General features: G+C 66.8%; 26 protein-coding genes. 8 read left to right on the forward strand and 18 right to left on the reverse strand.

All coding sequences use genetic code 11. The annotated features are described in order from the left end of the window. Positions 1-59 precede the first annotated feature (59 nt). Positions 60-443 (reverse strand): DUF4148 domain-containing protein, encoded by a 384-nt coding sequence (locus HLG70_RS27515; RefSeq protein ID WP_171667214.1) that lies wholly within the window; start codon positions 441-443, stop codon positions 60-62. Between the two features lie 219 nt (positions 444-662). Here HLG70_RS27515 and HLG70_RS27520 point away from each other — a divergent pair, with 219 nt between their 5' ends. Beyond that, on the forward strand, positions 663-1481 hold the full coding sequence (locus HLG70_RS27520; RefSeq protein ID WP_171667213.1) for a class I SAM-dependent methyltransferase: 819 nt from the start codon (positions 663-665) through the stop codon (positions 1479-1481). Between the two features lie 7 nt (positions 1482-1488). Here HLG70_RS27520 and HLG70_RS27525 read toward each other — a convergent pair whose 3' ends face one another. Beyond that, on the reverse strand, positions 1489-1704 hold the full coding sequence (locus HLG70_RS27525) for a SlyX family protein (RefSeq protein WP_171667212.1): 216 nt from the start codon (positions 1702-1704) through the stop codon (positions 1489-1491). Between HLG70_RS27525 and HLG70_RS27530 the strand changes: the two genes are divergently transcribed. After that, a complete protein-coding gene (locus HLG70_RS27530; protein WP_419144783.1) occupies positions 1703-3871 on the forward strand; it encodes a TonB-dependent receptor domain-containing protein in 2169 nt (722 codons plus the stop codon). The two genes, HLG70_RS27525 and HLG70_RS27530, sit on opposite strands and share 2 nt — an antisense overlap. Positions 3872-3880: 9 nt before the next feature. On the opposite strand, the gene HLG70_RS27535 is transcribed toward HLG70_RS27530, so the two are convergent. Further along, positions 3881-4510, reverse strand: a complete 630-nt coding sequence (locus tag HLG70_RS27535) for a nitrogen fixation protein NifQ (RefSeq protein WP_171667211.1) — start codon at positions 4508-4510, stop codon at positions 3881-3883. 182 nt (positions 4511-4692) lie between these two features. Here HLG70_RS27535 and HLG70_RS27540 point away from each other — a divergent pair, with 182 nt between their 5' ends. Then, positions 4693-7206 carry an ankyrin repeat domain-containing protein gene (locus HLG70_RS27540; protein ID WP_171667210.1) on the forward strand — a complete coding sequence of 838 codons (2514 nt, stop codon included), beginning with the start codon at positions 4693-4695 and terminating at the stop codon, positions 7204-7206. Between the two features lie 78 nt (positions 7207-7284). Here the strand turns inward: HLG70_RS27540 and cyoD are convergent, their stop codons facing one another. From cyoD to HLG70_RS27590, 10 genes are all read right to left on the reverse strand, one after another. Further along, positions 7285-7635, reverse strand: coding sequence for a cytochrome o ubiquinol oxidase subunit IV (gene cyoD / locus HLG70_RS27545; RefSeq protein WP_171667209.1), 351 nt, complete (start codon positions 7633-7635; stop codon positions 7285-7287). Continuing rightward, positions 7635-8249, reverse strand: a complete 615-nt coding sequence (gene cyoC / locus HLG70_RS27550) for a cytochrome o ubiquinol oxidase subunit III (RefSeq protein ID WP_171667208.1) — start codon at positions 8247-8249, stop codon at positions 7635-7637. Before cyoC ends, cyoD begins: the two co-directional genes overlap by 1 nt. A gap of 3 nt (positions 8250-8252) precedes the next feature. Further along, on the reverse strand, positions 8253-10229 hold the full coding sequence (gene cyoB, locus HLG70_RS27555) for a cytochrome o ubiquinol oxidase subunit I (RefSeq protein WP_171667207.1): 1977 nt from the start codon (positions 10227-10229) through the stop codon (positions 8253-8255). A 2-nt stretch (positions 10230-10231) separates the two neighbouring features. Beyond that, a complete protein-coding gene (gene cyoA / locus HLG70_RS27560; RefSeq protein WP_171667206.1) occupies positions 10232-11140 on the reverse strand; it encodes a ubiquinol oxidase subunit II in 909 nt (302 codons plus the stop codon). Between the two features lie 259 nt (positions 11141-11399). Continuing rightward, positions 11400-11951: a response regulator transcription factor gene (locus tag HLG70_RS27565; RefSeq protein WP_035183092.1), complete on the reverse strand. Its 552-nt coding sequence runs from the start codon at positions 11949-11951 to the stop codon at positions 11400-11402. 5 nt (positions 11952-11956) lie between these two features. Beyond that, the gene (locus HLG70_RS27570) at positions 11957-13159 is read right to left on the reverse strand and encodes an ATP-binding protein (RefSeq protein ID WP_171667205.1); all 1203 of its coding nucleotides are present in this window, start codon (positions 13157-13159) and stop codon (positions 11957-11959) included. 203 nt (positions 13160-13362) lie between these two features. Beyond that, entirely contained in the window at positions 13363-13722 is a 360-nt protein-coding gene (locus HLG70_RS27575; RefSeq protein ID WP_171667204.1) for a DUF4148 domain-containing protein, read from the reverse strand. 271 nt (positions 13723-13993) lie between these two features. After that, positions 13994-14485: a copper chaperone PCu(A)C gene (locus HLG70_RS27580; RefSeq protein ID WP_171667203.1), complete on the reverse strand. Its 492-nt coding sequence runs from the start codon at positions 14483-14485 to the stop codon at positions 13994-13996. Between the two features lie 26 nt (positions 14486-14511). Next, positions 14512-15135, reverse strand: coding sequence for an SCO family protein (locus HLG70_RS27585; RefSeq protein WP_171667202.1), 624 nt, complete (start codon positions 15133-15135; stop codon positions 14512-14514). A 61-nt stretch (positions 15136-15196) separates the two neighbouring features. Then, entirely contained in the window at positions 15197-15622 is a 426-nt protein-coding gene (locus HLG70_RS27590) for a DUF2946 family protein (protein WP_171667201.1), read from the reverse strand. Between the two features lie 170 nt (positions 15623-15792). Between HLG70_RS27590 and HLG70_RS27595 the strand changes: the two genes are divergently transcribed. After that, complete coding sequence (locus HLG70_RS27595) at positions 15793-16470, forward strand: peptidoglycan DD-metalloendopeptidase family protein (protein WP_234103454.1); 678 nt, start codon at positions 15793-15795, stop codon at positions 16468-16470. A gap of 33 nt (positions 16471-16503) precedes the next feature. Here the strand turns inward: HLG70_RS27595 and HLG70_RS27600 are convergent, their stop codons facing one another. The 3 genes from HLG70_RS27600 to HLG70_RS27610 form a co-directional block, all read right to left on the reverse strand. Beyond that, the gene (locus tag HLG70_RS27600) at positions 16504-17259 is read right to left on the reverse strand and encodes an amino acid ABC transporter ATP-binding protein (RefSeq protein WP_171667200.1); all 756 of its coding nucleotides are present in this window, start codon (positions 17257-17259) and stop codon (positions 16504-16506) included. Further along, positions 17256-17936, reverse strand: a complete 681-nt coding sequence (locus HLG70_RS27605; RefSeq protein WP_171667223.1) for an ABC transporter permease subunit — start codon at positions 17934-17936, stop codon at positions 17256-17258. Before HLG70_RS27605 ends, HLG70_RS27600 begins: the two co-directional genes overlap by 4 nt. Positions 17937-18020: 84 nt before the next feature. Continuing rightward, positions 18021-18803: an amino acid ABC transporter substrate-binding protein gene (locus HLG70_RS27610; RefSeq protein ID WP_171667199.1), complete on the reverse strand. Its 783-nt coding sequence runs from the start codon at positions 18801-18803 to the stop codon at positions 18021-18023. Positions 18804-19008: 205 nt separating this feature from the next. Between HLG70_RS27610 and HLG70_RS27615 the strand changes: the two genes are divergently transcribed. Both HLG70_RS27615 and trhA read left to right on the forward strand, forming a co-directional pair. Then, entirely contained in the window at positions 19009-20082 is a 1074-nt protein-coding gene (locus tag HLG70_RS27615) for a P1 family peptidase (RefSeq protein ID WP_234103272.1), read from the forward strand. 86 nt (positions 20083-20168) lie between these two features. Continuing rightward, positions 20169-20795, forward strand: coding sequence for a PAQR family membrane homeostasis protein TrhA (gene trhA / locus HLG70_RS27620; protein WP_171667198.1), 627 nt, complete (start codon positions 20169-20171; stop codon positions 20793-20795). Positions 20796-20812: 17 nt separating this feature from the next. Here the strand turns inward: trhA and HLG70_RS27625 are convergent, their stop codons facing one another. After that, complete coding sequence (locus HLG70_RS27625) at positions 20813-21286, reverse strand: Lrp/AsnC family transcriptional regulator (RefSeq protein ID WP_171667197.1); 474 nt, start codon at positions 21284-21286, stop codon at positions 20813-20815. A 136-nt stretch (positions 21287-21422) separates the two neighbouring features. Between HLG70_RS27625 and kynU the strand changes: the two genes are divergently transcribed. After that, entirely contained in the window at positions 21423-22673 is a 1251-nt protein-coding gene (gene kynU, locus HLG70_RS27630) for a kynureninase (RefSeq protein WP_171667196.1), read from the forward strand. Between the two features lie 79 nt (positions 22674-22752). Then, entirely contained in the window at positions 22753-24159 is a 1407-nt protein-coding gene (locus HLG70_RS27635) for an amino acid permease (RefSeq protein ID WP_171667195.1), read from the forward strand. 11 nt (positions 24160-24170) lie between these two features. On the opposite strand, the gene HLG70_RS27640 is transcribed toward HLG70_RS27635, so the two are convergent. Continuing rightward, complete coding sequence (locus HLG70_RS27640; protein ID WP_171667194.1) at positions 24171-25082, reverse strand: LysR family transcriptional regulator; 912 nt, start codon at positions 25080-25082, stop codon at positions 24171-24173. Positions 25083-25179: the final 97 nt, after the last annotated feature.

Here is a 25179-nt window from a genome sequence, read left to right on the forward strand (position 1 = left end):
AAGGCCGCCCAACCGGGGCGGCCAAGGTACAACAAGGGGAGGGTAAATCTGCGGGCGGCTTACTTGCTGCCGGGATACACGCCCTGGAAGGGCACGTTGTTCGGTTCGACGCTGCTGTCGCGTCCCGCGGCCTTGTCCGCGGCCTTGGCGGCGGCCAGTTCAGCCCTCACGTCGGCGCGGGTCTTGCCGGTGTGGGGCGTGCCGTACACGCCCTGGAAGGGCACGTTGTTCGGTTCGACGCTGCTGTCGCGTCCCGCGGCCTTGTCCGCGGCCTTGGCGGCAGCCAGTTCAGCCTGCACCTGGGCGCGGGTCGGGCCCTCGTACGGCGTGCCGTAGACGCCCTGGAACGGAATGTTGTTGGGTTCGATGTTGGGCGAGGCGGCATAGGAGCCGGCGCTCAGTGCGGCCAGTGAGAACATCAAAGCGGTAGCAAGGGTCTTCATGGTAAACCTCCGATTTCAAGAGCTTGGGAGCGAATCCGGCGGCCTATCCGTCGTGCTTCGTTGCTGTTTCCCGATGACTCAATGTTGCGCCGATTCTAGGTAGGGATAAACCCGTATATCCGTAAAAGATATTTCCATGAGTGGAAAGATGGGCTTCGATTTTGTTCAAAGTCCCCATTTATGGAATAGGGCGCTGGTGCATGATCGACGGGGGCCAGCATGGAAAAGATCCACCTGACGCGTGAAAAAGCGACGCTGCTGATCACGCTCTACGCCAAGGCGCGGGAAAGCCGCCTGCCGGGCTCGTTGCTGCGGGACCATTACGCCGCGGCTGCCGTCGGCCGCATCGACCACGATTTTTCCAGGCTGCGCATGCGCCGCGACGAGATGATCGGGCTGGCGACACGGGCCCACACGCTGGACGGATGGGCCCGCGAGTTCATCGCCGCGCATGGCGACGCCACCGTGCTGCACCTGGGTTGCGGCCTGGACACCCGGGTCTTCCGGGTGGATCCGCCACCCGGGGTCGAGTGGTTCGAGGTGGACTATCCCGAGGTCATCGAATTGCGGCGCAAGCTCTATCCGGCGCGGCCGGGCTGCAGCCTGGTGGGTTCGCCGGTGACCGACCCGGCCTGGCTGGCGCGGATTCCCGCCGGCAAGCCGACGCTGATCGTGGCCGAAGGCCTGTTCCTGTATCTGCCCGAGGAAGCGCTGCTGCAGCTGCTGCGGACCGTGACCACGAAATTTCCCGCTGGCGAGATCGTCTTTGACGCCTATAACCGGCTGGGATTGACCTGGGTGGCGCACAACCGCATGATCCGCTCAACCGGGGCCGTCATGCGCTGGAGCCTGGGCAGCCCGCAGGATCTGGAGGCGCTGGTGCCAGGCTTGAGGCTGCGCACCGAACAGGGGGGGTACGAGGCGGAAGATGCGGGACAGCGGCAGCGGTATTCCTGGCCGGCGCGGACGGCGCTATGGCTGATGCGCCGGGTGCGGCTCCTGGGAGGCATGACCAGACTGCTGCGCTACCGCTATTAGCGGCGCGTCAGTAGTGCGGCGGCAGCTCGTCGCGCAGGCTGCGGAAGGGGGCGGCGCCTTCCGGCGCCTGCTGGCGCAGGTCGGCGACCTCGCGCAATAGCCGGTCTATCTGCTGTTGCTGGCGGACGATGATCTGGTTCAGCTGCTCCAGCAGGTCGTCCGCGAAGCTGGCCTTGACTTCAAGCTCCAGCAGCCGGCGTTCGATGTCTTGCGATTTATCCATGGCGGGTATTAGAACCGATTCCCGCCCACAGCTACAGGAGAGCGGTTTGGCGCGGCGACGATGGCGGGGCGGCGGGGCATGGCGGCGGGTGGCGGGCGCGTTCATCGCGCTCGTCCCGGCAGCGGCCGCCCTGGCGCAGGCGCCTACGATGCCCCCGGTCGTCGTGACCGGCACGCGCCTGGGCACGGCGGTACTGGACACGCCAGCCTCGGTGGACGTGGTGGAAGGCGCGGCGATGCGCCGGGGGCAACCCGGGATCAATCTGTCGGAAGGCCTGGCCGGGGTGCCGGGCCTGCAGATCCAGAATCGCCAGAACTACGCGCAGGACCTGCAGATATCCAGCCGCGGTTTTGGCGCGCGGTCCACCTTCGGCGTGCGCGGCGTGCGCCTGTACGTGGACGGCATTCCGGCCACGATGCCCGACGGGCAGGGGCAGACCTCGAACATCGACATCGGCTCCATTGCCCGGGTCGAGGTGCTGCGCGGTCCGTTCTCGGCGCTATACGGCAATTCCTCGGGCGGCGTGATCCAGGTGTTCACGGAGGACGGCGCGGACCCGCCCTCGCTGGCGGCCAGCGGCTGGGGCGGCAGCTACGGAACCTGGCGCTACGGCGCCAGCGCCAGCGGGATCACGGGCACGGGCGCAGGCGAACTGGACTATGTGCTGGATCTGACGCGCTTCACCACCGATGGCTATAGAGACCACAGCGCCGCCCGCAAGAACCTGGGCAATGCCAAGCTGGGCCTGCAGCTGGACGACGCCAGCCGCCTGACCGTCGTCGTCAACAGCGTGGACCTGCGGGCGCAGGACCCACTGGGCCTGACCTACCAGCAATTCCAGGACGACCCGCGCAGCGCGCCGTTGGCCGAGCAGTACGACACCCGCAAGACGGTCAGGCAGACGCAGGGCGGGGTGGTCTACGAACGCCAGGTGGACGGCCGCAACGCGCTGCGCCTGATGGTCTATTACGGCCAGCGCGACACCACGCAGTACCAGTCGATTCCGCCGGCGGCGCAACTGGCGCCCACGCAGGCGGGCGGCGTCATAGACCTGAAGCGCCAGTACGGCGGCGCGGATCTGCGCTGGACGTCCGAGCTGGACATGGCGGGCAGGCCGCTCACCCTGGTCGGCGGCTTCTCCTACGACTCCATGCGCGAAGCCCGCAAGGGCTACCAGAACTTCGTCGGCTCGGGAGCCAGCCAGCAACTGGGCGTGCGCGGCGCCTTGCGGCGCGACGAGACCAACACGGTATACAACGCCGATCCCTATGTGCAGGCGTCGTGGGGTTTCGCCGAGCGTTGGACGCTGGACGCCGGGTTGCGCTGGAGCACGGTCCGCTTCGATTCGGACGACCACTACATCGTGCCCGGCAACGGCGATGACAGCGGCGGCGCGCGCTATCGCAAGGCCCTGCCGGTGGCGGCGCTGCGTTATGCCGTGAATGCCGATGTGAGCGTCTACGCTTCTTACGGGCGCGGCTTCGAGACCCCGACCCTGAACGAAATCTCCTACCGGCCCGACGGCCTGCCGGGCCTGAACTTTGGGCTGATGCCCGCGCTCAGCACCAATCTGGAAGCGGGCGTGAAATCGCGCATGGCCGGAGGGCTGCTGACGGCGGCGGTCTTCCAGACCCGCACCGACGATGAGATCGTGTCGGCGGGCAGCTCGGGCGGGCGCAGCAGCTTCCAGAACGCCGGCCGCACACGGCGCGACGGCGTGGAACTGGGCTGGTCGGGTGAATTCGCGCGGCATTGGCGCACGCAGTTCGCCTACACCTGGTTGAATGCGCGCTATATGGACGACAGCGCCGGCGCCATCCGCGCCGGCAACAAGATTCCGGGCATTGCCCGCCAGGCGGCGTTCGCGTCGCTGGCCTGGGCGCCGCCGCAAGGCTGGCAGGCCTCGGTCGAAGGGCGCTTATTGAGCAAGATCTACGTTAACGACGCCAACGACCAGGACGCGCCGGGTTACTTCGTGGCCGCGGCTAGCGTCGGCTACGTGCAGATCCTGGGCGCGTGGGAACTGAATGCCTATGCTCGCGTGGACAACCTGTTCAACCGGCGCTATGCGGGGTCGGTGATCGTCAATGAAAGCAACGGCCGCTATTACGAGCCGGCGGCCGGGCGCAGCGGCGGGCTGGGCGTCGGGGCGACTTACCGGTTCTGAGACGGGCCGTCAGTCCGGCGGGTCGGGGTAGCAGACCCCGTGATCCTCGCAGCCGGGGCATCCCGGGGCGGCCGCGGCCGGCAGCCCGGCGTACTCACAGGCGGAGTAGGCCAGGAATTTCTTCCAGCGCAGGTTGCGCACGTTGCGCATCACCAGGCCGGGATAGTGCCGCGCCAGCAGGAAGGTGACGTCCTCGCGGCCGGACAGGCCCAGGTCGCGCCACAGGTGGTCGGGGCGCAGACAGGCGTGCGCCAGGACGCTGCTGACCCACGGCGTGGTGTCCGGCTCGGGCGCGCGGTAGGCGTCCAGCAGCACGCGCATCAGCAGCGTGAAGCCGGGCTGGGGGTCGCCCAGCCCGCAATCGACATAGGCCGCGTACTGGTCGCGCAGCGCGGACAGCGCGCTGTCGTGGCCGGTCAGCGCGCCGGGAAACAGATGCCCGATCAGCTCGCGCAGTTCGGCGGGAGCCAGGCCGCTGCGCGCCAGGTTCCGATGCGCAAGGCTGGTGCCGATTACCGTGGCAAAGAAACCCGCATCGGGGTGTCCGGGGGGCGCATGGCGCAGCAAGGCGCGGGCAAACCGCTGGGCCGGGATGGCGGCGTCGGCCTGGGCGGGCAAGGGGAGCAGCACGGCGTGCATGATCGGATAGCGGCGGTCGCGAAGTAGTTAAGCTGTTAATGAATCGTTATATTCTTGAATATATAACGAAATACGCTTGCATACATGTCATGACCCGGGAATCCGGATCGGGACATACCCCAGTTGCGGCACGCCAGGCGGGTATCATCGGCCTCCTTCCAATTCGCAGCACTTATCAACGCATGCCGCGCATCTTCCGTCCCGCAGTTTCCCGTCTGTTCGGCGCCGTCGCGCTGGCGCTGGCCGGCATGGCCGCGGCGCCGCCGCCCGCGGCGGCCTACGACATCGGCGCCGTCATCGAATCCATGCGCCTGTCCCGCTACCCGCTGCGCGAGCCGGAGCGTCGCGTGTGGGGCACGGAGAACGTCAAGGACGCGGTGCTGGTCGGCCAGATGGAGAACCGGCTGTACCTGTACCGCTACCTGAGAGGAAACGGCAAGGAATTCCAGCTGGATTTCCGGTCGCAGCCGCTGGTGATCGACCCCGCGCGCTGGAGCGCGTCGCGCGAGGAAAACGTGCGCGTCAGGACAGCGCGCGGCGACGAGGCGTTCTATTGGGTGGGCTACAGCTACAGCGGCGCGGACGACGCCGAAGCCCATGGCTACCTGGTGGATGGCAAGGGGGAGGCGGCCACGGTATTTGCGGACTCGCGGCTGGCGATCGTCACCAGCAGCCGGCCCTGGGACGAGGCGCGCCGCGCGCAGGCGCTGGCCTCGTTGCGGCTGGCGCTGACGGACTATCCGGTGCGCATGCAGGCGTTTCCCGCCGAAGTGCGCTTCGAGCACCAGGCGCCCGTGGACGTGACGGCCGTCTTCCGCACGCTGCATCAGGTGGCGCGAGCCATCCCGCGCGCCAAGACGGCGGAGTTCGGCCGGGCGCTGGCGGACCTGCGCCGTTTCGTCATGGAGCAGGACTACCGCGAGATCGATCCTGGCGGCAAGGACGCCGACATGCTGACTGCCCTGAACGACTACGGCTTCTGGCTGGCCGAGTCGGGCGACGCGGTGCAGGCCGACCGCATTCTCAGCGAGGTGCTTCGACGCGATCCGTCGCGCACGGCCGCCTATCTGAACCGGGGCGACGCGCGCTGGGCGCAGCGCGAGAAGGCTGGCGACAGGCGCGGCTATTTTGAAGCCCTGGCGCGCGAAGACTACCGGCTGTATTGCTCGCGCCGCCTGGAGGCCAAGGAGGCCATCCCGGGCAATATCGCCAGCCGCATCGGCGCCGCCCTGAACGAAAAATCCCTGACCGGCGATGTTTGCCGGCCGCGGCTCGCGATCTTCAAGGCGATCCAGGCGGACGACCTGGACGCGGTGCGCGCCGAACTGGCGGGCGGGCAGGACCCCAATGGCGTGAACGAGAACGGCACCTCGGCGCTGGCCGCCGCCGTGTCGCGCAAGCAGATCGAGATCGTGCGGACCTTGCTGGAGGCGGGCGCCAAGGCCGACGGCCGCAATAATGGATTCCCGCTGCTGGCCAGCGCGCTGCCCGACGGCAAGGACACGCGCCCGCCGGCGGAGCGTTATGCGCTGGCGGACCTGCTGATCGCGGCGGGCGCGCCCGTGGACGCGGTCGACTCCAATGGCACGCCGTTGCTGATGCGGCGCATTTCCTATTACAGCGAGGATCAGGACAATCTGGTCTACCTGCTGGACAAGGGCGCCAACCCGAATGCCCGCGAGAAGAACGGGCGCTCGCTGCTGCACGCCGCGCTGCAGACCCCGAAGAAGTTCTGGTTCGCCGAGAAACTGCTGGCCAAGGGGGCGGATATCAACGCCGCCTATGTCCGCATGTACTACGGCAATCAGGCCATGTGGGAAACGCCGCTGCTCGAAGCGCTGCGCGAATCGATCAATGGCGAATTCACGCCGACGGTGGTGTATCCGGTTCCGGAACGCGTGACGTATGCGCTGGCCCATGGCGCGGATCCCGCGGTGGGCGGCTATGGCACCGGAAAGGCGCTTGAACGCAATGGTTTGAACGAAGCGCTGAGCCTGGCGGTCCGCTACCTGCAGCCCACGCTGATGGATCAGCTGGCGCAGGCTGCCGGCAAGCCGCAAGCGCCGCTGACCCCGGAGGCGCTGTCCAGTCTGCTGATGGTCTGGAACCAGCTGGAGATCCGCGCGTCGGTGAAGCAGAACAGTCCGGCATGGGATGGCCAGCGCGCCAAGCTGCGCGCCACGGCGGATCGCCTGCTGGCTGCGGGGGTGCCGCTGGCGCGCGTGGAGGATCTGACTGGGTTGAACAACAACCGCATCGCCCCGCTCAGCTTGCCGTGGCTGCCCGACGACCTGTACCAAGGCTGGCTGCAGGCGGGCGCCGACGCCTCGGACCGGACCGACCCCGGCATCCGCATCGACGGCGTCGCGGACGCCGATGCGCTGCCGCTGGTGACGATGCTCAAGCTGGGCAGGGAAGCCAAGGCCGGGATGCTGCTGGAGCGCGACGCCGGCCTGTATCGCACGCCGTGGCGCTGCGGCATGGCGGTGGCGGACGTGCTGGCCTGGCAGCTGGGCAACAATGGCCCGATCAGCCCGATGGGCGGACGCGCCGTGAAACAGGTCCTGGACGGCGCCGCCGGCGCGGCCAGCTGCGACCTGAGCCAGACGTCGCGCGTGCAGCCCTACGTTGGCGTCACGGCGGCCGAACTGGCGCGGCGCGCGAACGTGGCATTGACCGTGAAAGCGCCCGGGTAGCAACGGGCGCGGCGGCGCGGCGAAAAAAAAACAGGCGCCCGAAGGCGCCTGTTTTTTTGCTTCAACGGCGGACCGTCATTACATGGCGTGACCCATGTTGACGTTCATGTTGTACAGCACCCAGGCCGAACCGCCGACGATGATGGCGATGATCAGCACGGTGAAGACAAATGCTGCCAGGTTGTCGCGGGCCGATTTCGATGCGCCCATGTGCAGGAAGTACACCAGCTGCACCAGCAGCTGGAGCACGCACAGCGCCACCACGCCGATGATGGTGGCGGTATGGGACAGCGCGCCGTACATCACCAGGCCGAACGAGCCGAAGGTGAGCAGGAGCGAGAGCACGAAACCGATGATGTAGGACTTCAGGCTGCCGTGGTCGGCGGCGTGATCGTCGTGGCCGTGTGCGGCCGCAGCGGAGTGCGACATCAGAGGGCTCCCAGAAGGTAGACAAAGGTGAAGACGCAGATCCAGACGATGTCCAGGAAGTGCCAGAACAGGCTCAGGCACGCCAGACGACGCTTGTTGATCGAGTCCAGGCCATGGCGGCGGATCATGTCCAGCAGGACGATGATCCAGATCAGGCCGAAAGTGACGTGCAGGCCGTGCGTGCCGATCAGCGTGAAGAACGCCGACAGGTAGGCGCTGCGGCCCGGACCGGCGCCGATGCTGATCAGGTGATGGAATTCATAGATTTCCATCGCGATGAAGCCCGCGCCGAACAGGAACGTCACCATCAACCAGCCCATTGCGCGGCTCTTGTTGTTGGCGTGTACGTTCAGGTTGGCCATGCCGAAGGTGAAGCTGGAGACCAGCAGCAACAGCGTTTCGACCAGGACGAAGCGCAGGTCGAACAGTTCCTTGCCGGTGGGGCCGCCGGCGGTGGCGTTGGACAACACCGCGAACGTGGCGAACAGCACCGAGAAGATCAGCAAGTCGCTCATCAGATAGACCCAGAAACCGAAAACGGTCTTGGATCCATCGTCGTGATGCGCGTGATCGTCGTGACCCGCGTGGGGGTGAGTGGCTACGGCTTGAATCATGGCTCAGGCGGCCTTTTGCATTTTGTCAAAGTGAGCGTTTTCGATGCGTTCGACTTCCGCGGCCGGGACCCAGTAGTCGATGTCGCGGTCATAGGCGCGAACAATGAACGAACCGATCATGCCGACGAAGCCGACGATCGACAGCCACCAGATGTGCCAGATCAGGGCAAAGCACATGACCAGGCCAAAGGCGCCGATGAAAACGCCGACGGCGGTGTTGCGCGGCATGTGGATGTCTTCGTACTTGGCCGGGCGCTTGTAGGCCTTGCCGTTCTGCTTGTCTTCCCAGAACTGGTCCAGTTCATCGACGTGAGGAACGTGGGCGAAGTTGTAGAAAGGAGCCGGCGAGGAGATCGCCCATTCCAGGGTGCGGCCATCCCAGGGATCGCCGGTGACGTCCTGGTTTTGCTTGCGCTGGCGCACGGACACGAACACTTGCTGCAGCAGGAACCAGATGCCCAGCATGATCAGCGCGGCGCCGGCCAGGGCGACCAGCAGGTAGGGCTGCCATTCGGGGTTGTCGTAGTGGTTCAGGCGACGCGTCATGCCCTTGAAGCCCAGGATGTACAGGGGCATGAAGGCCATGAAGAAGCCGACGAACCAGCAGTAGAACGAGTAGCGGCCCAGGCGTTCATTCAGCGTGAAGCCGAAAGCCTTGGGGAACCAGTACGTCATGCCGGCGATGCAGCCGAACACCACGCCACCGATGATGGTGTTGTGGAAGTGGGCGATCAGGAACAGGCTGTTGTGCAGCACGAACGACACGCCGGGGATGGCCAGCATCACGCCGGTCATGCCGCCGATGACGAACACGATCATGAAGCCCAGCGTCCACAGCACCGGCGTCGTGATGCGCAGGCGGCCGCGGTAGATGGTGAACAGCCAGTTGAAAATCTTGGCCCCGGTCGGGATCGAGATGATCATTGTCGCTATGCCGAAGAAGGCATTGACGTTGGCGCCCGCTCCCATGGTGAAGAAGTGGTGCAGCCAGACCAGGAACGACAGCACGCCGATGGCGGCGGTCGCGTAGACCATGGACTTGTAGCCGAACAGCGTCTTGCGGGCAAAGGTGGCAACCACTTCCGAATACACGCCGAACGCCGGGAGCACCAGGATGTAGACCTCGGGGTGGCCCCAGATCCAGATCAGGTTCACGTACATCATGACGTTGCCGCCCATGTCGTTCGTGAAGAAGTGCGTGCCCAGGTAGCGGTCCATCGTCAGCAGCGCCAGGGTCGCGGCCAGCACGGGGAAGGCGGCGACGATCAGGACGTTGGTGACCAGCGAGGTCCAGGTGAAGATCGGCATCTTCATCAGGCTCATGCCCGGCGCGCGCATGCGCAGGATGGTCACGATGAAGTTGATGCCGCTAAGCGTTGTGCCCAGCCCGGATATCTGGAGCGCCCAGATGTAGTAATCCACCCCCACGCTGGGACTGTAGTCCAGCCCGGAGAGCGGCGGATATGCGAGCCAGCCGGTCGCGGCGAATTCGCCCACGAACAGCGAGATCATCATCAGCGCGACGCCGGCGCCGAACAGCCAGAAGCTCAGCGAGTTCAGGAACGGGTAGGCCACGTCGCGGGCGCCGATCTGCAGCGGCACCACGATGTTCATCAGCCCGGTGATGAAGGGCATCGCCATGAAGAAAATCATGATGACGCCGTGGGCGGTGAAGATCTGGTCGTAGTGGTGAGGCGGCAGGAAGCCGGCCGAGTCGGCTGAGGCGACCGCCAGCTGGGTACGCATCATGATGGCGTCGGCAAAGCCGCGCAGCAGCATGATCAGCGCGACGATGATGTACATCACGCCGATGCGCTTGTGGTCGACGGAGGTGAGCCATTCCGTCCAGAGGTACTTCCACTTGCCGAAGTAGGTGACTGCGCCGAAGACCGCTAGGCCTCCCAGGCACACGGCGGCCAGCGTAACCATGACGATAGGTTCATGGTACGGAATGGCCTCGAGGGTGAGTTTCCCGAGCATTGTTAGTTGATTCCTGCGATCAGATTATTCGACGTGGAGGTGCACGTGGCGGAGTCCACGCCGGCCATCTTGGTCATCGTGCTGCCCAGAACGAAATCGAACATGGCGGGCGGCGCCGAGGAGTACTTCACGACCGGATTGCGCTCGCTGCGCTTGGTCAGTTCCGCGTAGACCTCGGGGGTCAGCGCGGTGGGGGAAGCCTTGGCTTCCTTGACCCAGTTGTCGAACCCTTCCTGCGACATGGCGATGGCCTTGAAGCGCATGCCTGAGAAACCGGCGCCGCTGTAGTTGGCCGAAATGCCCGCATAGGTGCCGGCTTCGCGCGCGTTCAGGTGCAGCTTGGTCTCCATGCCCGCCATCGAGTAGATCTGGCTGCCGAGCTGGGGGATGAAGAACGAATTCATCACCGATGCCGACGTGATCCGGAAGTTCACGGGAACGTCCACGGGGAACGCGATCTCGTTGACCGTGGCGATGTCGTACTCGGGGTAGATGAAGAGCCACTTCCAATCCAGCGAAACCACCTCGATGGTCACCGGCTTGTGTTCGGATACGAGCGGCTTGTAGGGATCCAGCGCGTGCGTGGAGCGCCAGGTGATCACGGCAAGAATCGCCACGATGATACAAGGGACGGTCCAAACCACGACTTCGATAGCGGTGGAGTGGGCCCATTTGGGCTGGTAGTCAGCTTTGGTATTGGATGCGCGGTATTTCCAGGCAAAAGCCAGGATCATGACGATGACCGGAATCACGACGATGAGCATCAGCCCCGTCGCCGTGAACAGCAAAGTCTTTTCCTGGGCGCCAATATCTCCCTTGGGGGAGAGGATTTCCATGTTGCAGCCGCCAAGCAGCATGACCGCGCCGACGCCGAAAATGCGCGTAAGGGTCGCAAGGAGGGGGTGTTTCACGTACAGCCTTGGATGGAAGGTGGGAAATGCTGCAGGGCAGCAGACTGGAATGCTGCTAGGCAGCAAGGTCCATCCTATCGGCTTGATCTGGGTCAAGCATGCGACGAATGGTCGCATTGCCTGGGAGAAATCTGCCCCCAACGGAGTAGATTCAGGGTTTTCCTAGGGGAGCAGATGCCCCGAGGGGAGGGTTGGGGGTGCGACGATATGTCGCACCTGCACAAGACGGGATTGCGGAGATGTGTCGCAACCGCACAAATCAGTCCACTAGCACTTCGCGTTCCGGCCCCGGTTTCTTGGCCAGCTTGCGCTGCAGGGAGCGCCGGTGCATGCCCAACAGGCGCGCCGCCGCCGAAACATTGCCGCCGGTTTCGTGCAGGGCCTGGTGGATGTGCTCCCATTCTAGGCGGTGCAACGGCGTCATGGTCGTTTCGATGGTAACCGTTTCCGGCTTCACCAGGCCCAGCGTGCGCAGGATCATCGGCGCGGTGGCCGGCTTGGGCAGGTAGTCGTCCGCGCCGCGCTTGATGGCCTCCACGGCGGTGGCCACGCTGGCGTAGCCCGTGACCAGCAGGATCCGCATGTCCGCGCGCAGGGCGCGCAGCGGGCGGATCAGGGTCAGGCCGGAGTCTTCGCCCAGGCGCAGGTCCACCAGGGCGAAGGCGGGGCGGATTTCCTCGGCCACGCGCAGCGCCTCGGCGATGCCGGTGGCGGTTCGGGTTTCCAGGCCGCGGCGCGACAGGCTGCGCTGCAGGGTGCGCACGTACAGTTCGTCGTCGTCAATCAGCAGGCCAAGATCGGTTGGATTCATCACATTCAAGTCCCGGGGTTGCCGAGAGGCAGGTAGAAGCGGATGCGGGTGCCCCCGCCTTCGGCGGCGGTCATGGTCATTTCGCCGCCCATCTGTTCCACGGTGGCGTGCGACAGCGCCAGGCCCACGCCCAGCCCTCCCGGCTTGCCGCTGTTGAACAGGCTGGTCGCGGGCAGCAGGGTCTGGTCGGGGTCGAAGCCCCGTCCGTAATCCCGGACTTCACCGCGCAGCGCGCCATAACCGTATTCCAGATGCAGGTCCACGCGGGGCTCCTCGGCGGCTTCGCCGGCGTCCGCGGCATTGTTCAACAGGGCCTGCAGCAAATGAGCGATGGCCGGATCCACCCGCAGGCTGGTGGGCAGGGCGCCGGACCGCTGCAGGTCGATGGTGGGCCGGATCAGGCGCCATTGCCCCACCACGCGGACCAGGTCCACGGCTGTTGGGACCGCCAGGTTGCGGATGCGTTCCCGGCACAGGGCCAGCAGCTGGCCCAGGGTGGCGACGTCCGCGCGCAGGTCTTCGTCCTGGACCTCGGCGGCGATCTCGTCGGTCAGCAGGGTCATGGTGGCCAGCGGGGTGTTCAGCTCATGCGCCATCGCCGCCGCGTGGGTCGCCAGGGCGACGATGCCCTCGTTGCGGGTGAAGCGTTCGCGCAGGCGGGCCAGTTCGCGTTCGCGGGCGCGCAGGTCCGACGCCAGGCGGGTCGAGAACACCAGCACCACCGCCACTGAAATCAGGAAATTGACGCCCAGGCCCCACAACAGCAGGTTGTGGGTGTCGACGTCGCCGCGCATGGGCTGGCCAAAAATGGCGGCGGTGGCGTAACCCAGCACGCCAGCCAGCGCCGCGGCCAGCGCCCAGTTGCGCGGTAGCGCCAGGGCCGCCAGCGCGGTCAGGATCAGGAACATGGTGCCGAACGGATTGCTGATGCCGCCGGTCCAGCCCACCATCCAGGCCAGCACCGCCATGTCCACGAACAGATGGCCGAACGCCGTCGCGTGGGACAGGTCGCGGGGGTGGCGCAGGCGCAGGCTGGCGTAGACGTTGAAGCCGATCAGCAAACCCACGCCGAGCCAAAGCGGTTCCAGCGGCAGATCCAGGCCCAGCACGCTGCTGGCCAGCAGGATGGTGGCGGCCTGGCCCGCGATGGCGAGCCAGCGCAGGCTGCAGAGGGTACGCAGGAATGAAAAGGCGGAACTACCGGGCATATCCAGACACAAGGGCGCCGGCCAACCAGCCGGCAGTTACGGGCGCCCGGCTGCGCGGAACGCTGGCATCCGGCGCGCGGCGGGAGAGGCCGGCTGCCGCCTGGCCGTGGAAGGCGCGGGCGGCGGATGTGCTGGCATTGTATGGTGAATCGGGGGGCGACGCTGGCGGGCGCAGGCTCATGCGTCCCTGATATTCAGCCCCGTCAGTGGATATCCGAGGCGCCGCTATGGGCCATCGCGGGCGGCGGATAGTCTTCCTGGTCGGACGCCATCTGGCCTTGCGTCCGGGCCTGCTGCAATTCCCGCTCGACCTGGGCACGGCTTTCGGACGGGGCGGAAGCGGCCGGGGGCGGGTAGTCTTCCTGGCCAAACGTGTATTGGCCGTTGGCCTTGGCCTGCGCCAGTTCCGCGCCGACCTGGCTGGCGCTCTTGGCGGCGGGGGCGGGGTAGGTGACGCTCCAGTCGCCGTAGAGATCGCGCCGGTACTGCGCGGACTGGGCCTGGGCGGCTCCGGCGGCGGCCAAGCCGGCGCATAGCAACAAAGTAGTGGTGAGGGTCTTCATGAAACGCTCCTGGCAATCAAAGCATGCGGCCGGTGCGGCCGCGCCGTCGTCCACGATGCTGCCCATGGACGATTTCCTGGATGCGGGATGCCTGCCGGGGGCGGAATAAAAAGAAGCGCGCTCCCGGCGTTTTCAATTCGACCGGGAGCGCGCGGCGGCGTTGCAGGAAAACCTGCTGGCGGGCAAGGAAGGTATTTCAAGCGTGCAGCATAGTTGTCAGTCCGCTTTCAGGGGGACGCGCCCCGATTGACGTTCCGCCCGCGCCGGCCTGTCAGTGGCCATGGCCGGGGGCGGGCGCGGCCGTCGCGTTCAACGGCCGCGCGACCGCCTCCACGGGCACGCGCCGCTGTTTGCCCGCGCCGTCTTCCACGACCAGCGTCAGCTGCACGCGATCGCCGGGCGTGATCTGTTTGGCCAGGTCGATCAGCATGACGTGGTAGCCGCCGGGCTTGAGCTCGACGGCCTGGCCGGCGGGCAGGTCGATGCCTGGCACCTGGCGCATCTTCATGACGTTGTCCTGCATCGCCATTTCATGCACTTCCACATGCTTGGCCGCCTGGGATTCCACGGCCACCAGCCGGCCTGGCGCGGCGGACGTCAGGCGCATGAACGCGCCGGTCGCGTGCTGGCTGGGGACGGTGGCTCGCACCCAGGCGTCTTCCACCGACAGGGTGGCGTCCTGGGCCAGGGCGGCGTGGCTGAATCCGGCCAGCGCGCAGAAGGTGAAGACGGCGGCCAGGGGCTTGAACGAAATTTTCTTCATGATGATTCCTGTAGGGCGGTAGCGGGTCAAAGCACGGTGCGCAGGTCTTGCGCGCATTCCTGCGCGCTCTGCTGATGGCGCAGCGCCAGGCGCAGCTTGCCCTGGGCGTCGATGATGTAGGTCAGCGCGGTGTGGTCCATGGTGTAGGACGAGCCGGTGGGGACCTTCTGATAGAAGACCTTGAAGGATTGGGCTGCGGCGCGGGTCTGTTCCGCGGTGCCGCGCAGGCCGACGAAGCCCGGGTCGAAGGCCTGCGTGTAGGCGCGCAGGATCTCGGGCGTGTCGCGCTCGGGGTCGACCGTGATGAAGAGGATCCGCAGCTTGTCGGCATCCGCGCCCAGCAGGGCCTTGATCTCGAGGGCGCGGGTCAGCGCCGTCGGGCAGATGTCCGGGCATTGCGTGAAGCCGAAAAACAGCATCACCGGGTGGCCGCGGTAATCGGCCAGCCGGCGTTCCTGGCCATCGGTGTCTTGCAGCAGAAAGTCGCCGGCCGGCATGCCGGACAGGTCCATGCCGTACAGCGGCGGGGCATCGGGGCCGCAGCCGGTCAGGGCCAGCAGGGCTAGGGAGGACAGCAGCAGGCGCCGCCGCGGATCGGGTGCGCAGGCGCGCTGCGCGCCAGCGGGCGCGCGCGGAAAGAGGGAATGCATGAAAACCCCTGGGGTTGACGTGTCGACGGGGCGCGCGGCGCAGCCGCGCGATCAGGCGGAGTCAGGCCAGGGGAGGTGGGGCGCGCGAACCCAGCGGCGGGCCCTGGGCCGGCTGCGGAGGAAGGGCGCGATAAGCAGGAGGAAGCCGGGTTTGCGGGCCGGCCGTCAGCACGATGGGCGTCAGCGCGGGCGCAGGGGCGGGCGCGACGTGCGCCAGCATGCCGAAGGGACATTGCGCGCCGGTGCCGGCGGCATCGTGGCCGGACTTGCCGCCGCCCTCCGGCGACAGCGCCACGTTCAACACGGACAGGCCGCCGGCGGCCGAACAGAAGGTGACTTCCAGCCGGCCGTCGTGCAGCGCGCGGGCGTCGGGCATGTAGCCGGCCGGGACCAGGGCGCGCAGCGCCAGGGCCAAAAGCGCCAGCCACAGCACGCCGTCGGCGCGCATGGCGCGCAGCGTGCGAAGGAGGCTGGTCGGGTAAGGCATGCGGGCATTCTATGCCAAGCTCTCCCAAATCTTGGTACCCTTGAACGCACTCCGTTCCGACACCCTTTCCAGTGCCCCAGGTTTCAGTGCTTTTCTTGCCCGCCCCGCCCTTGCCAGTTTCCGCCACGTCTTCCGGCCCGAGCCGAGCGGGGCCGCTCGCGCGCCTGTGGATGGGCGCGCTGATGGCGGCGCTGCTGGTCCTGCTGTCCGCTTGCGGCACCACCAAGGTCCAGCCCGGCTACTACCGGGTCCAGTCGGGCGACACGCTGACCCAGATCGCGCGCAAGGAAGGCACCAGCGTGAGCGACCTGGTCCGGTGGAACAAGCTGTCGAATTCCAATTCCATCGAGGTCGGCCAGCTGCTGCGCGTCGAGCCGCCCGCGGGGCAGGCGAGCACGTCCACGCCCAGCAAGGCCCGCAGCAAGCCTCAGCCCACGCCGCGGCAGACGACGACAGCCAAGCGGCGCACCGCGCCGCCGGGCGCGATCTCGCTGGTCTGGCCCGCGCAGGGCAAGGTCACGCGCGGCTACGACGGTTCGGGCTCGAACGGCATCGTGATCAGCAATTCCTCGGGCACGCCGGTCGTGGCCGCGGCGCCGGGCACGGTGGCCTATTCCGGCAGCGGCCTGCGCGGCTACGGCCATCTGGTGATCGTGAAGCACAACGCCAGTTTCCTGAGCATCTATGCCCACAACAGCAAGTTGCTGGTCAAGGAAGGGCAGCGCGTCACCCAGGGGCAGAAGATCGCCGAAATGGGCAACAGCGACAGCAAGCAGGTGGGGCTGTACTTCGAACTGCGCTACGACGGACAGGCGGTTGACCCGGCGGGGTCCCTGCCGTCGAAGTGAGGGCTGAAGGCCGCGGCAGGGCTGGCGCCTGCGTTATAGCGCCGCTTCCTGCGTCAGCGTCGAGATGAAGGCGGCGGTGCGCGGGTCCGCGGGGCGCGTGAATACCGAGCGGGAATCGCCGGCCTCGACCACCACGCCGTCCAGCAGGAACACCACTTCGCGCGAGACGCTGGCGGCCAGGCGCAAGTCGTGCGTGGCCATCAGCATGGTCATGCCTTCCGCGGCCAGCTGGCGCAGCACGTCCACCACTTCGGCCGCCAGGCCGGGGTCCAGCGCCGAGGTGGGTTCGTCGCAGAGCAGCACGCGCGGCGCGGGAGCCAGCGCGCGGGCAATCGCCACGCGCTGCTGCTGCCCGCCGGACAGATTGGCGGGCCAGGCATCCGCCTTTTCCAGCATGCCGACCTTGCGCAGCAGCTCTTCGGCGCGCGCGCGGGCGCGGTCGGCGGGCCACTTCTGCACCGTCAGCAGGCCTTCCATGACATTGCCGATCGCCGTCTGGTGCGGGAACAGCTGAAAATTCTGGAACACCATGCCGGTCTGCTTGCGCACGCGCTGGATCTGGTCGCGGGCCAGCTTGTGGCCGGGCAGGAACTCGACCGTCTCCGGTCCGATTTCAAGCGTGCCGCGGTCGGGGACTTCCAGCAGGTTCACGCAACGCAGCAAGGTGCTCTTGCCGCTGCCGGACGGGCCGATCAGGGCGGTGACGCTGCCTTCGGCGATCCGCACATCGACCTGCTTGAGCACGGGATTGCCGCCGAATGCCTTTTCGATTTTTTCCAGGCGGATCATCGGGTCTTCTCGGTAAACACCGCATGCTGGCCGAAGCGCCGTTCCAGGCGCACCTGGGCCGCGGACAGGACGGAACTGAACACCAGGTAGATCAGCGCGGCCTCGGTGTAGAGGATCAGCGGTTCATAGGTGACGGCGGCGATGCGCTGCGCGGCCTGGAAGATCTCGGGCACGGTCAGCACCGCCGCCAGCGAGGTGTCCTTGACCAGCGCGATGAAGGAATTCGACAGCGGCGGCACGGCCACGCGCGCCGCCTGCGGCAGGATGGTGCGCCGCAGGGCCTGGCCGCGCGTCATGCTGAGGGAATAGGCGGCTTCCCATTGGCCCTTGGTGATGGACTCGATGGCGCCGCGGATCACCTCGGAGTTGTAGGCGCCCACGTTCAGGGTGAAGCCGATCAGCGCGGCGGGCAGCGGATCCAGCACGATGCCCACGCTGGGCAGGCCGTAGAAGATCACGAACAGCTGCACCAGCAACGGCGTGCCGCGGATGAGCCAGACATAGAAGCGCACCACGGCCACCAGCGGGGCGGGGCCGAACAGCCGGATCAGCGCCACCACGAAGGCCAGCGCCAGGCCCAGCGCAAAGGACATCAGCGTCAGCGGCACCGTGAACACCAGCCCCGCATGCAGCAGGGGCCAGAACGAGTCCGCCATGAGCTGCACCCAGGCCGGCACCGTCCATTCGCCGATTTTCGCCAGCAGCCAGTCGGGCAGGACGGTGTGCAGCCAGGTGGGCAGCGTCATATGCGCTCCGTTCGTTTATTGCGCCGACAGGTCCGTGCCGAAGTATTTGACCGATATGGTCTTGTAGGTGCCGTCCGCCTTGATGTCGGCCAGCGCCTTGTTGATGGCGGCCTGCAGTTCGGGGTTGCCCTTGCGGATCAGCACGCCGGAATTGCTGAACTCGGCGGTCTTGTCGGTGGCCGCGATCTTCACGCGGGCGTTGGGCTTTTGCTTCTTGAAGTCCAGGAACGACAGGTTGTCGTTCACGGTGGCTTCGACCCGGCCGGAGGTCAGCAGGTCGATGGCTTCATTGAAGCCCTGAACGGCGACCACTTCGGCGCCGTGGCTTTGCGCCAGCTTGCCGAAATTGCTGGTCAGCGTGTTGGCCGATTTCTTGCCCTTCAGGTCGGCGAAGGACTTGATGCTGGTGTTGTCGTCGCGCACGATCAGCACGGCGGCCGACGAGATGTACGGGTCGGAGAAATCGTACTTTGCGCGGCGCGCGTCGGTGATGCCGACCTGGTTGATGACGGCGTCATAGCGCTTGGCGTCCAGGCCGGCGATCAGGCCGTCCCACTTGCCTTCGACGAATTGGGGTTTCACGCCCAGGCGTTCGGCGATGGCGCGGCCTATGTCCACGTCAAAGCCGGTAAGCTGGCCGGATGCATCGTGGAAGGTGAAGGGGGCGTAGGTGCCTTCGGTGCCGATCTTGAACACGCCGGCGGATTTGATCTGGTCCAGCCCCGACTGGGCGTGAGCGGCGGACAGGGCGGCGACCTGGACGAGGCCGGCGATGAAAAGCGTACGGAAGAGTTTCATGGCGATGCTCCACGGATAAGCGATATCACTGTGGAGAGCATGTGGGCCTGCAATGCCCTCCGGCGTAGCCGCACTCTAACAACCGGTCTATTTTTCCACAAAGCATAAGGAATAGTAAAAATATAGCCACAGGTCATATGGCGTTACCAGCTCCCGGCGCGGTCTGTCCGGGAATCATCCAGGCGGTACCTTGACGGAGACGGGTGTGGATCAGCAATGGAACAGGCGTGCATTCATGATGGTGGCCGCGGGCGCGGCGGCGGCGGGGGCGATGCCCGCGCAGGGCTCCAACGGCTCGCGGCTGATGCCGGGCGGGGGCAGCATCACCGATGTGGCGGGCCTGCGAGTGGGCCATTACACGGATACGCGCCGGCCTACCGGCTGCACGGTCATCATTGCCGAAGCCGGCGCCACGGGCGGCGTCGATGTGCGCGGAGCGGCCCCCGGCACCCGCGAGACCGACCTGCTCAACCCCGTGAACATGGTCGAAAAAGTGCATGCCGTCGTGCTGTCAGGCGGCAGCGCGTTCGGCCTGGACGCCTCCACGGGCGTCATGCGCTATCTGGAAGAAAAGAAGATCGGCTTCGACGTGGGCGTGGCGCATGTGCCCATCGTGCCTTCGGCGATTCTGTTCGACCTGGGCGTGGGCGACGCGTCCATCAGGCCGGATGCCGCCGCGGGCTATCAGGCCTGCAAATCGGCCGGCACCGACGCGCCGCAGGAAGGCAATGTGGGCGCCGGGGCGGGCGCGACGGTGGGCAAGCTGTATGGTCCCAAGCGCGCCATGAAGGGCGGCATCGGCAGCGCATCGCTGACGGTGGCGGGGGTGACGATGGGCGCCATCGTGGCGGTCAATGCGGTGGGCGACGTGCTGGATCCGGCCACCGGACGCATCCTGGCCGGGGCGCGCACCGCCGACGGCAAGACGCTGCTGGATACCCGCGCCGCCATCCTGGCGGGCGACCTGCCCAGGTCCATGCGCGAGGGCACCGCCACCACCATCGGCGTGGTGGCCACCGACGCGAAACTGACCAAGGCGCAGGCGCAGAAGATCGCCGGCATGGCCCATGACGGCCTGGCCCGTACGATCAACCCTATCCACACCATGCTCGACGGCGATACGATCTTCGCATTGGGAACGGGCGCCTCGGGCAAGCCCGCCAATGTCATGTTGCTGGGCGTGATGGCGGCCGAAGTCATGGCCATTGCGGTGCAGCGCGCCATCCTGGCGGCGCGCGCGGTGGAGGGCTATCCGGCCGCCGTGGATTTCGTCGCCTGAGGCCGCCGCGGGTGACTTGTCCCGGCGCTGTCACACGAAGGCGCCATGATGGGTGGCGCCGGCGCGTCGCCGGGACGGGAGCGCGTATGCAGGAAGGCGAACGATTCAACGGCGTGACGCATCTGGCCGGGCTGGCGATGGCGGTGCTGGCGTCCGGCGCATTGATCTCGCGCGCGGCCGAACTGCAGGTGGACACGCGGCAGATCGTCGGCTGCGCGGTATTCGCCGCGTCGATGATTGCCGTGTATGCCTCGTCGGCGCTGTTCCATTGCTCACGGGGGCGCCGCAAGGCCATGTGGGCCAAGGCGGACCACTGCGCCATCTACCTGCTGATCGCGGGCACCTACACGCCGCTGGCATTCGGTCCGGTCGCCCATGGCTGGGGCGCCGCCATGGGCGTGGCGATCTGGCTGCTGGCTTTCGCCGGCATCGGCCGCGAGCTGTGGTGGGCGCGCGGGGCCGCGCCGGCCTTGCCGCTGTATCTGGCCATGGGCTGGCTGGGCGTGATGTTCGCCGCGCCGATCGCGGGCGCCTTGTCCACGGCCGGCCTGAGCTGGTTGCTGGCCGGAGCCGCCATCTACACCGCCGGCACGCTGTTCTACGTGAACGACAAGCGCTGGCGCCACGCGCACGGCATCTGGCACCTGTTCGTCATGGCCGGCACGGCCTGCCATTTCGTGACGGTGTTCGGCTTCCTGGGCCAGGCGGCCTAGCCTGGGGCAGGAAGCCGCTAGCGCCAGCCGGCCAGCGGCAGCATGCCATCCCGGTTCTTCACTTTGCGCATGACGATATGCGAGCACAGGTCCCGCACGCCGGGGATCTTGCTGAGCTTGTCCTCGGAGAATTGCGCGAACGCCGTCAGGTTGCGCGTGCGCACCGTCAGGATGTAGTTGGACGCGCCGGTCACGATGCTGGCTTCGGTGATCTCGTCATGCAGGGCGATGCCGGCCAGGAATGCCTCGTGCCAGCCGGCGCGGGACTGGTCCAGCGAGACATGGACGATGGCCTCCAGTTCGAAGCCCAGTTTCTCGGCGTCCAGCACCGCCCGGTAGTTGCGGATGAGCCCGCTTTCTTCCAGCGCACGCACGCGCCTCAGGCAGGCCGACGGCGACAGCGCCACCTGCTCGGCCAGGTCCTGATTGCTCAGTTGGCCGTTTTCCTGCAAGCGGCAAAGAATGCGCTGGTCTATGGCGTCGATCTGCATGGTGCAATCCAATTCTAATAATCTGATTTTTGTGCAATTTAATGTGAAAGCAAGGGTCTGTCACGACCGATTTTGCAATTTATCAGCCTGGCTGCGCTGATAGTATGTATCAAGAATTTCGTCTGAAGGAATGGATATGAACACCCGCGAAGCCTGCGTGAACGCTGACCGCCAGGACCCTCTGGCTCCCCTGAAAGACCGGTTCGACCTGCCGCCCGGCGTGCTCTACATGGACGGCAATTCGCTGGGCGTGATGCCCAAGACCGCCGCCGCCCGCGCCGCGGACGTGATCACCCAGGAATGGGGCACCGGCCTGATCCGCAGCTGGAACACCGCGGGCTGGTTCGAATTGCCGGCCCGCCTGGGCGACAAGCTGGGCGGCCTGCTGGGCGCGCGCGAGGGCGAACTGGTCATCACCGACACGACGTCCCTGAACATCTTCAAAGCGCTGGCCGCGGCGTTGCGCATCCAGCAGCAGAAGCAGCCCGGGCGCCGCGTCATCCTGTCCGAGCGCGACAACTTCCCCACGGACCTCTACATGATCCAGGGCATGATCGACCTGCTGCAGCAGGGCTACGAGATGCGCCTGATCGACGACGACCTGCCGCTGGAGCAGGCGCTGGACGATTCCGTGGCCGTGATGCTGCTGTCGCACGTGAACTACCGCAGCGGCCAGATGCACGACATGGCCGCCGTGACCGCGCTGGCGCACGAGCGCGGCGCGCTGGCCATCTGGGACCTGGCGCACGCCGCGGGGGCGGTGCCGGTGGACCTGAACGGCGCCGATGCCGACTTCGCCGTGGGCTGCACCTATAAGTACCTGAACGGCGGCCCGGGCTCGCCGGCCTTCATCTGGGTGGCGCCGCGCCACACCCACGATTTCTGGCAGCCGCTGTCCGGCTGGTGGGGCCACACGCGGCCCTTCGACATGGCCGTGGCCTATGAGCCCGCGGGCGGCATCCGCCGCTACCTGTGCGGCACCCAACCCATCGTGTCGCTGTCGCTGGTCGAGTGCGGCCTGGACGTGGCGCATGCGGCCGGGATGGACGATGTGCGCAGGAAGTCGCTGGCGCTGGGCGACCTGTTCATCGCGCTGGTCGAATCGCGGTGCGCCGGCCATCCGCTGACGCTCGTCACGCCGCGCAAGCATGCCGAGCGCGGCAGCCACGTGAGCTTTCGCCACCCCAATGGCTTCGAGGTGATGCAAGCCCTGATCGCGCGCGGCGTGATCGGCGACTACCGTGAACCCGAGGTGCTGCGCTTTGGCTTGACGCCGCTGTATTTCGGCTACGCCGATGTCTGGGACGCCGTCGATATCCTGAAGGACGTGCTGGACAGCCGCGGGTGGGACAAGCCGGAGTTCAAGCAGCGGTCCGCCGTGACCTGAGCGCCGCACCGGCGTTGCCTTAGCGCGCAGGCCATACGAGCCTTACATCCATCAGAGAGCGCAGTGCAAGGAGGAGACAATGCAGCAACAGAAAGGGTTCGGCGAGATCGCCGAACGCGAGCAGGGACTCAAGCGGCGCCTGACCTCCGGCCAGATGAGCATGATCGCCATCGGCGGAGCCATCGGCACGGGACTGTTCCTGGGCAGCAAGTTCGCCATCGGGTTCGCCGGGCCCAGCGTGCTGGTCAGCTACGCCATCGGCGGGCTGATCACATTGCTGCTGATGGCCTGCCTGGCCGAAATGACCATCGCGCATTCCACCTCGGGGTCGTTCGGCGCGTATGCCGAGCACTACATCGGCCCGCTGGCGGGCTTCCTGGTGCGCTACGCCTACTGGTCATGCGTGGTTCTGGCGGTGGGCACCGAAGTGACGGCGGTGGCCGAGTACATGGGGTTCTGGTTCCCCGGCGTGCCGGGCTGGCAATGGGTGTGCCTGTTCTCGGCGGTGCTGATCCTCATCAACGCGCTCAGCGTCAAGGCCTTCGGCACGATCGAATACTGGTTCTCGACCATCAAGATCAGCGCCATCGTGGCCTTCATCATCCTGGGCGCCTATGTGGTCTGGGGCAGTCCGCAGTATGGCGTGGCGCTGTACACCTCGCACGGCGGGTTCTTCCCCAACGGCGTGTGGGGCATGTGGATCGCCGTGGTCATCTCCATCTTCAGCTACCTGAGCGTGGAGATGATCGCGGTGGCGGCGGGCGAGGCCGAGGATCCGGAGCGCGCGGTCAAGCAGGCGTTTCGCGCCACCATCGCCAGGCTGCTGATCTTCTATCTGCTGACGCTGGCGCTGATCCTCGCCATCGTGCCGTGGGACGAGGCGGGCAAGGGCGGCAGCCCGTTCGTGAAAGTGATGCAGGCGCTGGCCATCCCGGGCGCGGCGGGCGTCATCAACTTCATCGTGCTGGTGGCGGCCCTGTCCGCAATGAACAGCCAGCTCTACATCACCACCCGCATGATGTTCAGCCTGTCCCGCGCGGGCCATGCGCCGTCGGCGTTCGGCCGGCTGACCCGCGGCGGCACGCCGCTGAACGCATTGCTGCTGTCCACCAGCGGCATCGCCATTGCCACGGTGCTGAACGTGCTGTACCCCGAAACCGCGTTCACGCTGATGATGGCCATCTCGATGTTCGGCGCGCTGTTCACCTGGATGATGATCTTCGTGACGCACTATTTCTTTCGCCGCCGCTGGGAGCGAGAGGGCGGTGCGCGGCTGTCGTTCCGGATGGCGGGTTTTCCGGTGCTGACGCTGCTGGGGGCCGTGGCCATGCTTGCCATCCTGGCCACCACCTACTTCACCAGCGTATTCAGGATGACGCTGGTGTTCGGCGTGCCGTTCCTGCTGATCCTGGCCGCGCTGTATTTCCTGCTGTTCAGGAAACGCGGCGAGACCGTGGCGTTGCGCGCGCGCGAGCAGCGCACCTGAGGGGGCGGGCCCTAGCTCGCCTGCTCGCCGGCGCACTGCCGGATCGCGGTCAGCATCGCCCGGGCGCGCGCCGGCAGGGAGCGCGATGCGTACACGGCGTGCACCTGTGGCGCGGCGCCTTGCGCCGACGTCACGGTGTAACCCGGACACACGCGCACCAGCGCGCCGCGCGCGATCTCCGGCTGCGCGGCCCAGTCCGCCAGGCGGGCGATGCCCATGCCTTGCAGCACCATCGCCATCAGGCCGCTGCCGCTGCTGACGCGCACGGCGGGCTTGACGTGCAGGCGGACGATGCGCTGGTCCTGCCGCAGATGCCAGTCCTTCAGCACGCGCGGCCCGGTGTGCATGAGCAGGCGATGCGCCGTCAATTCCACGGGTTCGCGCGGCAGGCCCATCCGCTGCACGTAGCCGGGGCTGGCGCACAGCAGCCGCTCATAGGGCCACAGGCGGGCGCCCAGCAGGTCGCTGGACGCCGGAAAGCCGCCGCGGATCGCGAAGTCCAGGCCCTCGGCGATGGGGTCCACCCATTTGTCGGTATAGAGGATGTCGATGCTGACGCCTGGATGCTCGTCCGCGTAGCGCCGCAGCACGGCGGGCAGCAGCGACACGCCCAGCAGGTCGGGCGCCGAAAATCGCAGCCGGCCCTGCGTGCCGCCCTGCACATCCTGCAGATCCTCGCGCGCCTGTTCCTCCAGCCGCAGCAATTCGCGGGCGGAGTGGAAATAGCTCTCGCCCTGCGGGGTCAGCACCACGCTGCTCTTGCTGCGCAAGAGCAATTGCGCGCCCACCTGCCGCTCCAGCGACTGCACGGCGCGCGTGACGGCGCTGGGCGAGGCGCCCAGTGCGCGCGCGGCCAGCACGAAGCTCTGGCGCTCGGCGACGGCGCAGAACACCTGGTATTCCCATAGCGCGCCACGTTCCATGTCCCGTCTCCATTGCATCTACCGCAACATGATATTGCAACGCTGGACCGGCCGGCGCGCTTAGACTGCGCGCTTCCCTCGATTTTTCCCCCTGCCC

It is taken from the genome of Achromobacter deleyi, assembly GCF_013116765.2.
In the GTDB taxonomy this organism is placed as follows: Bacteria; Pseudomonadota; Gammaproteobacteria; order Burkholderiales; family Burkholderiaceae_B; genus Achromobacter; species Achromobacter deleyi_A.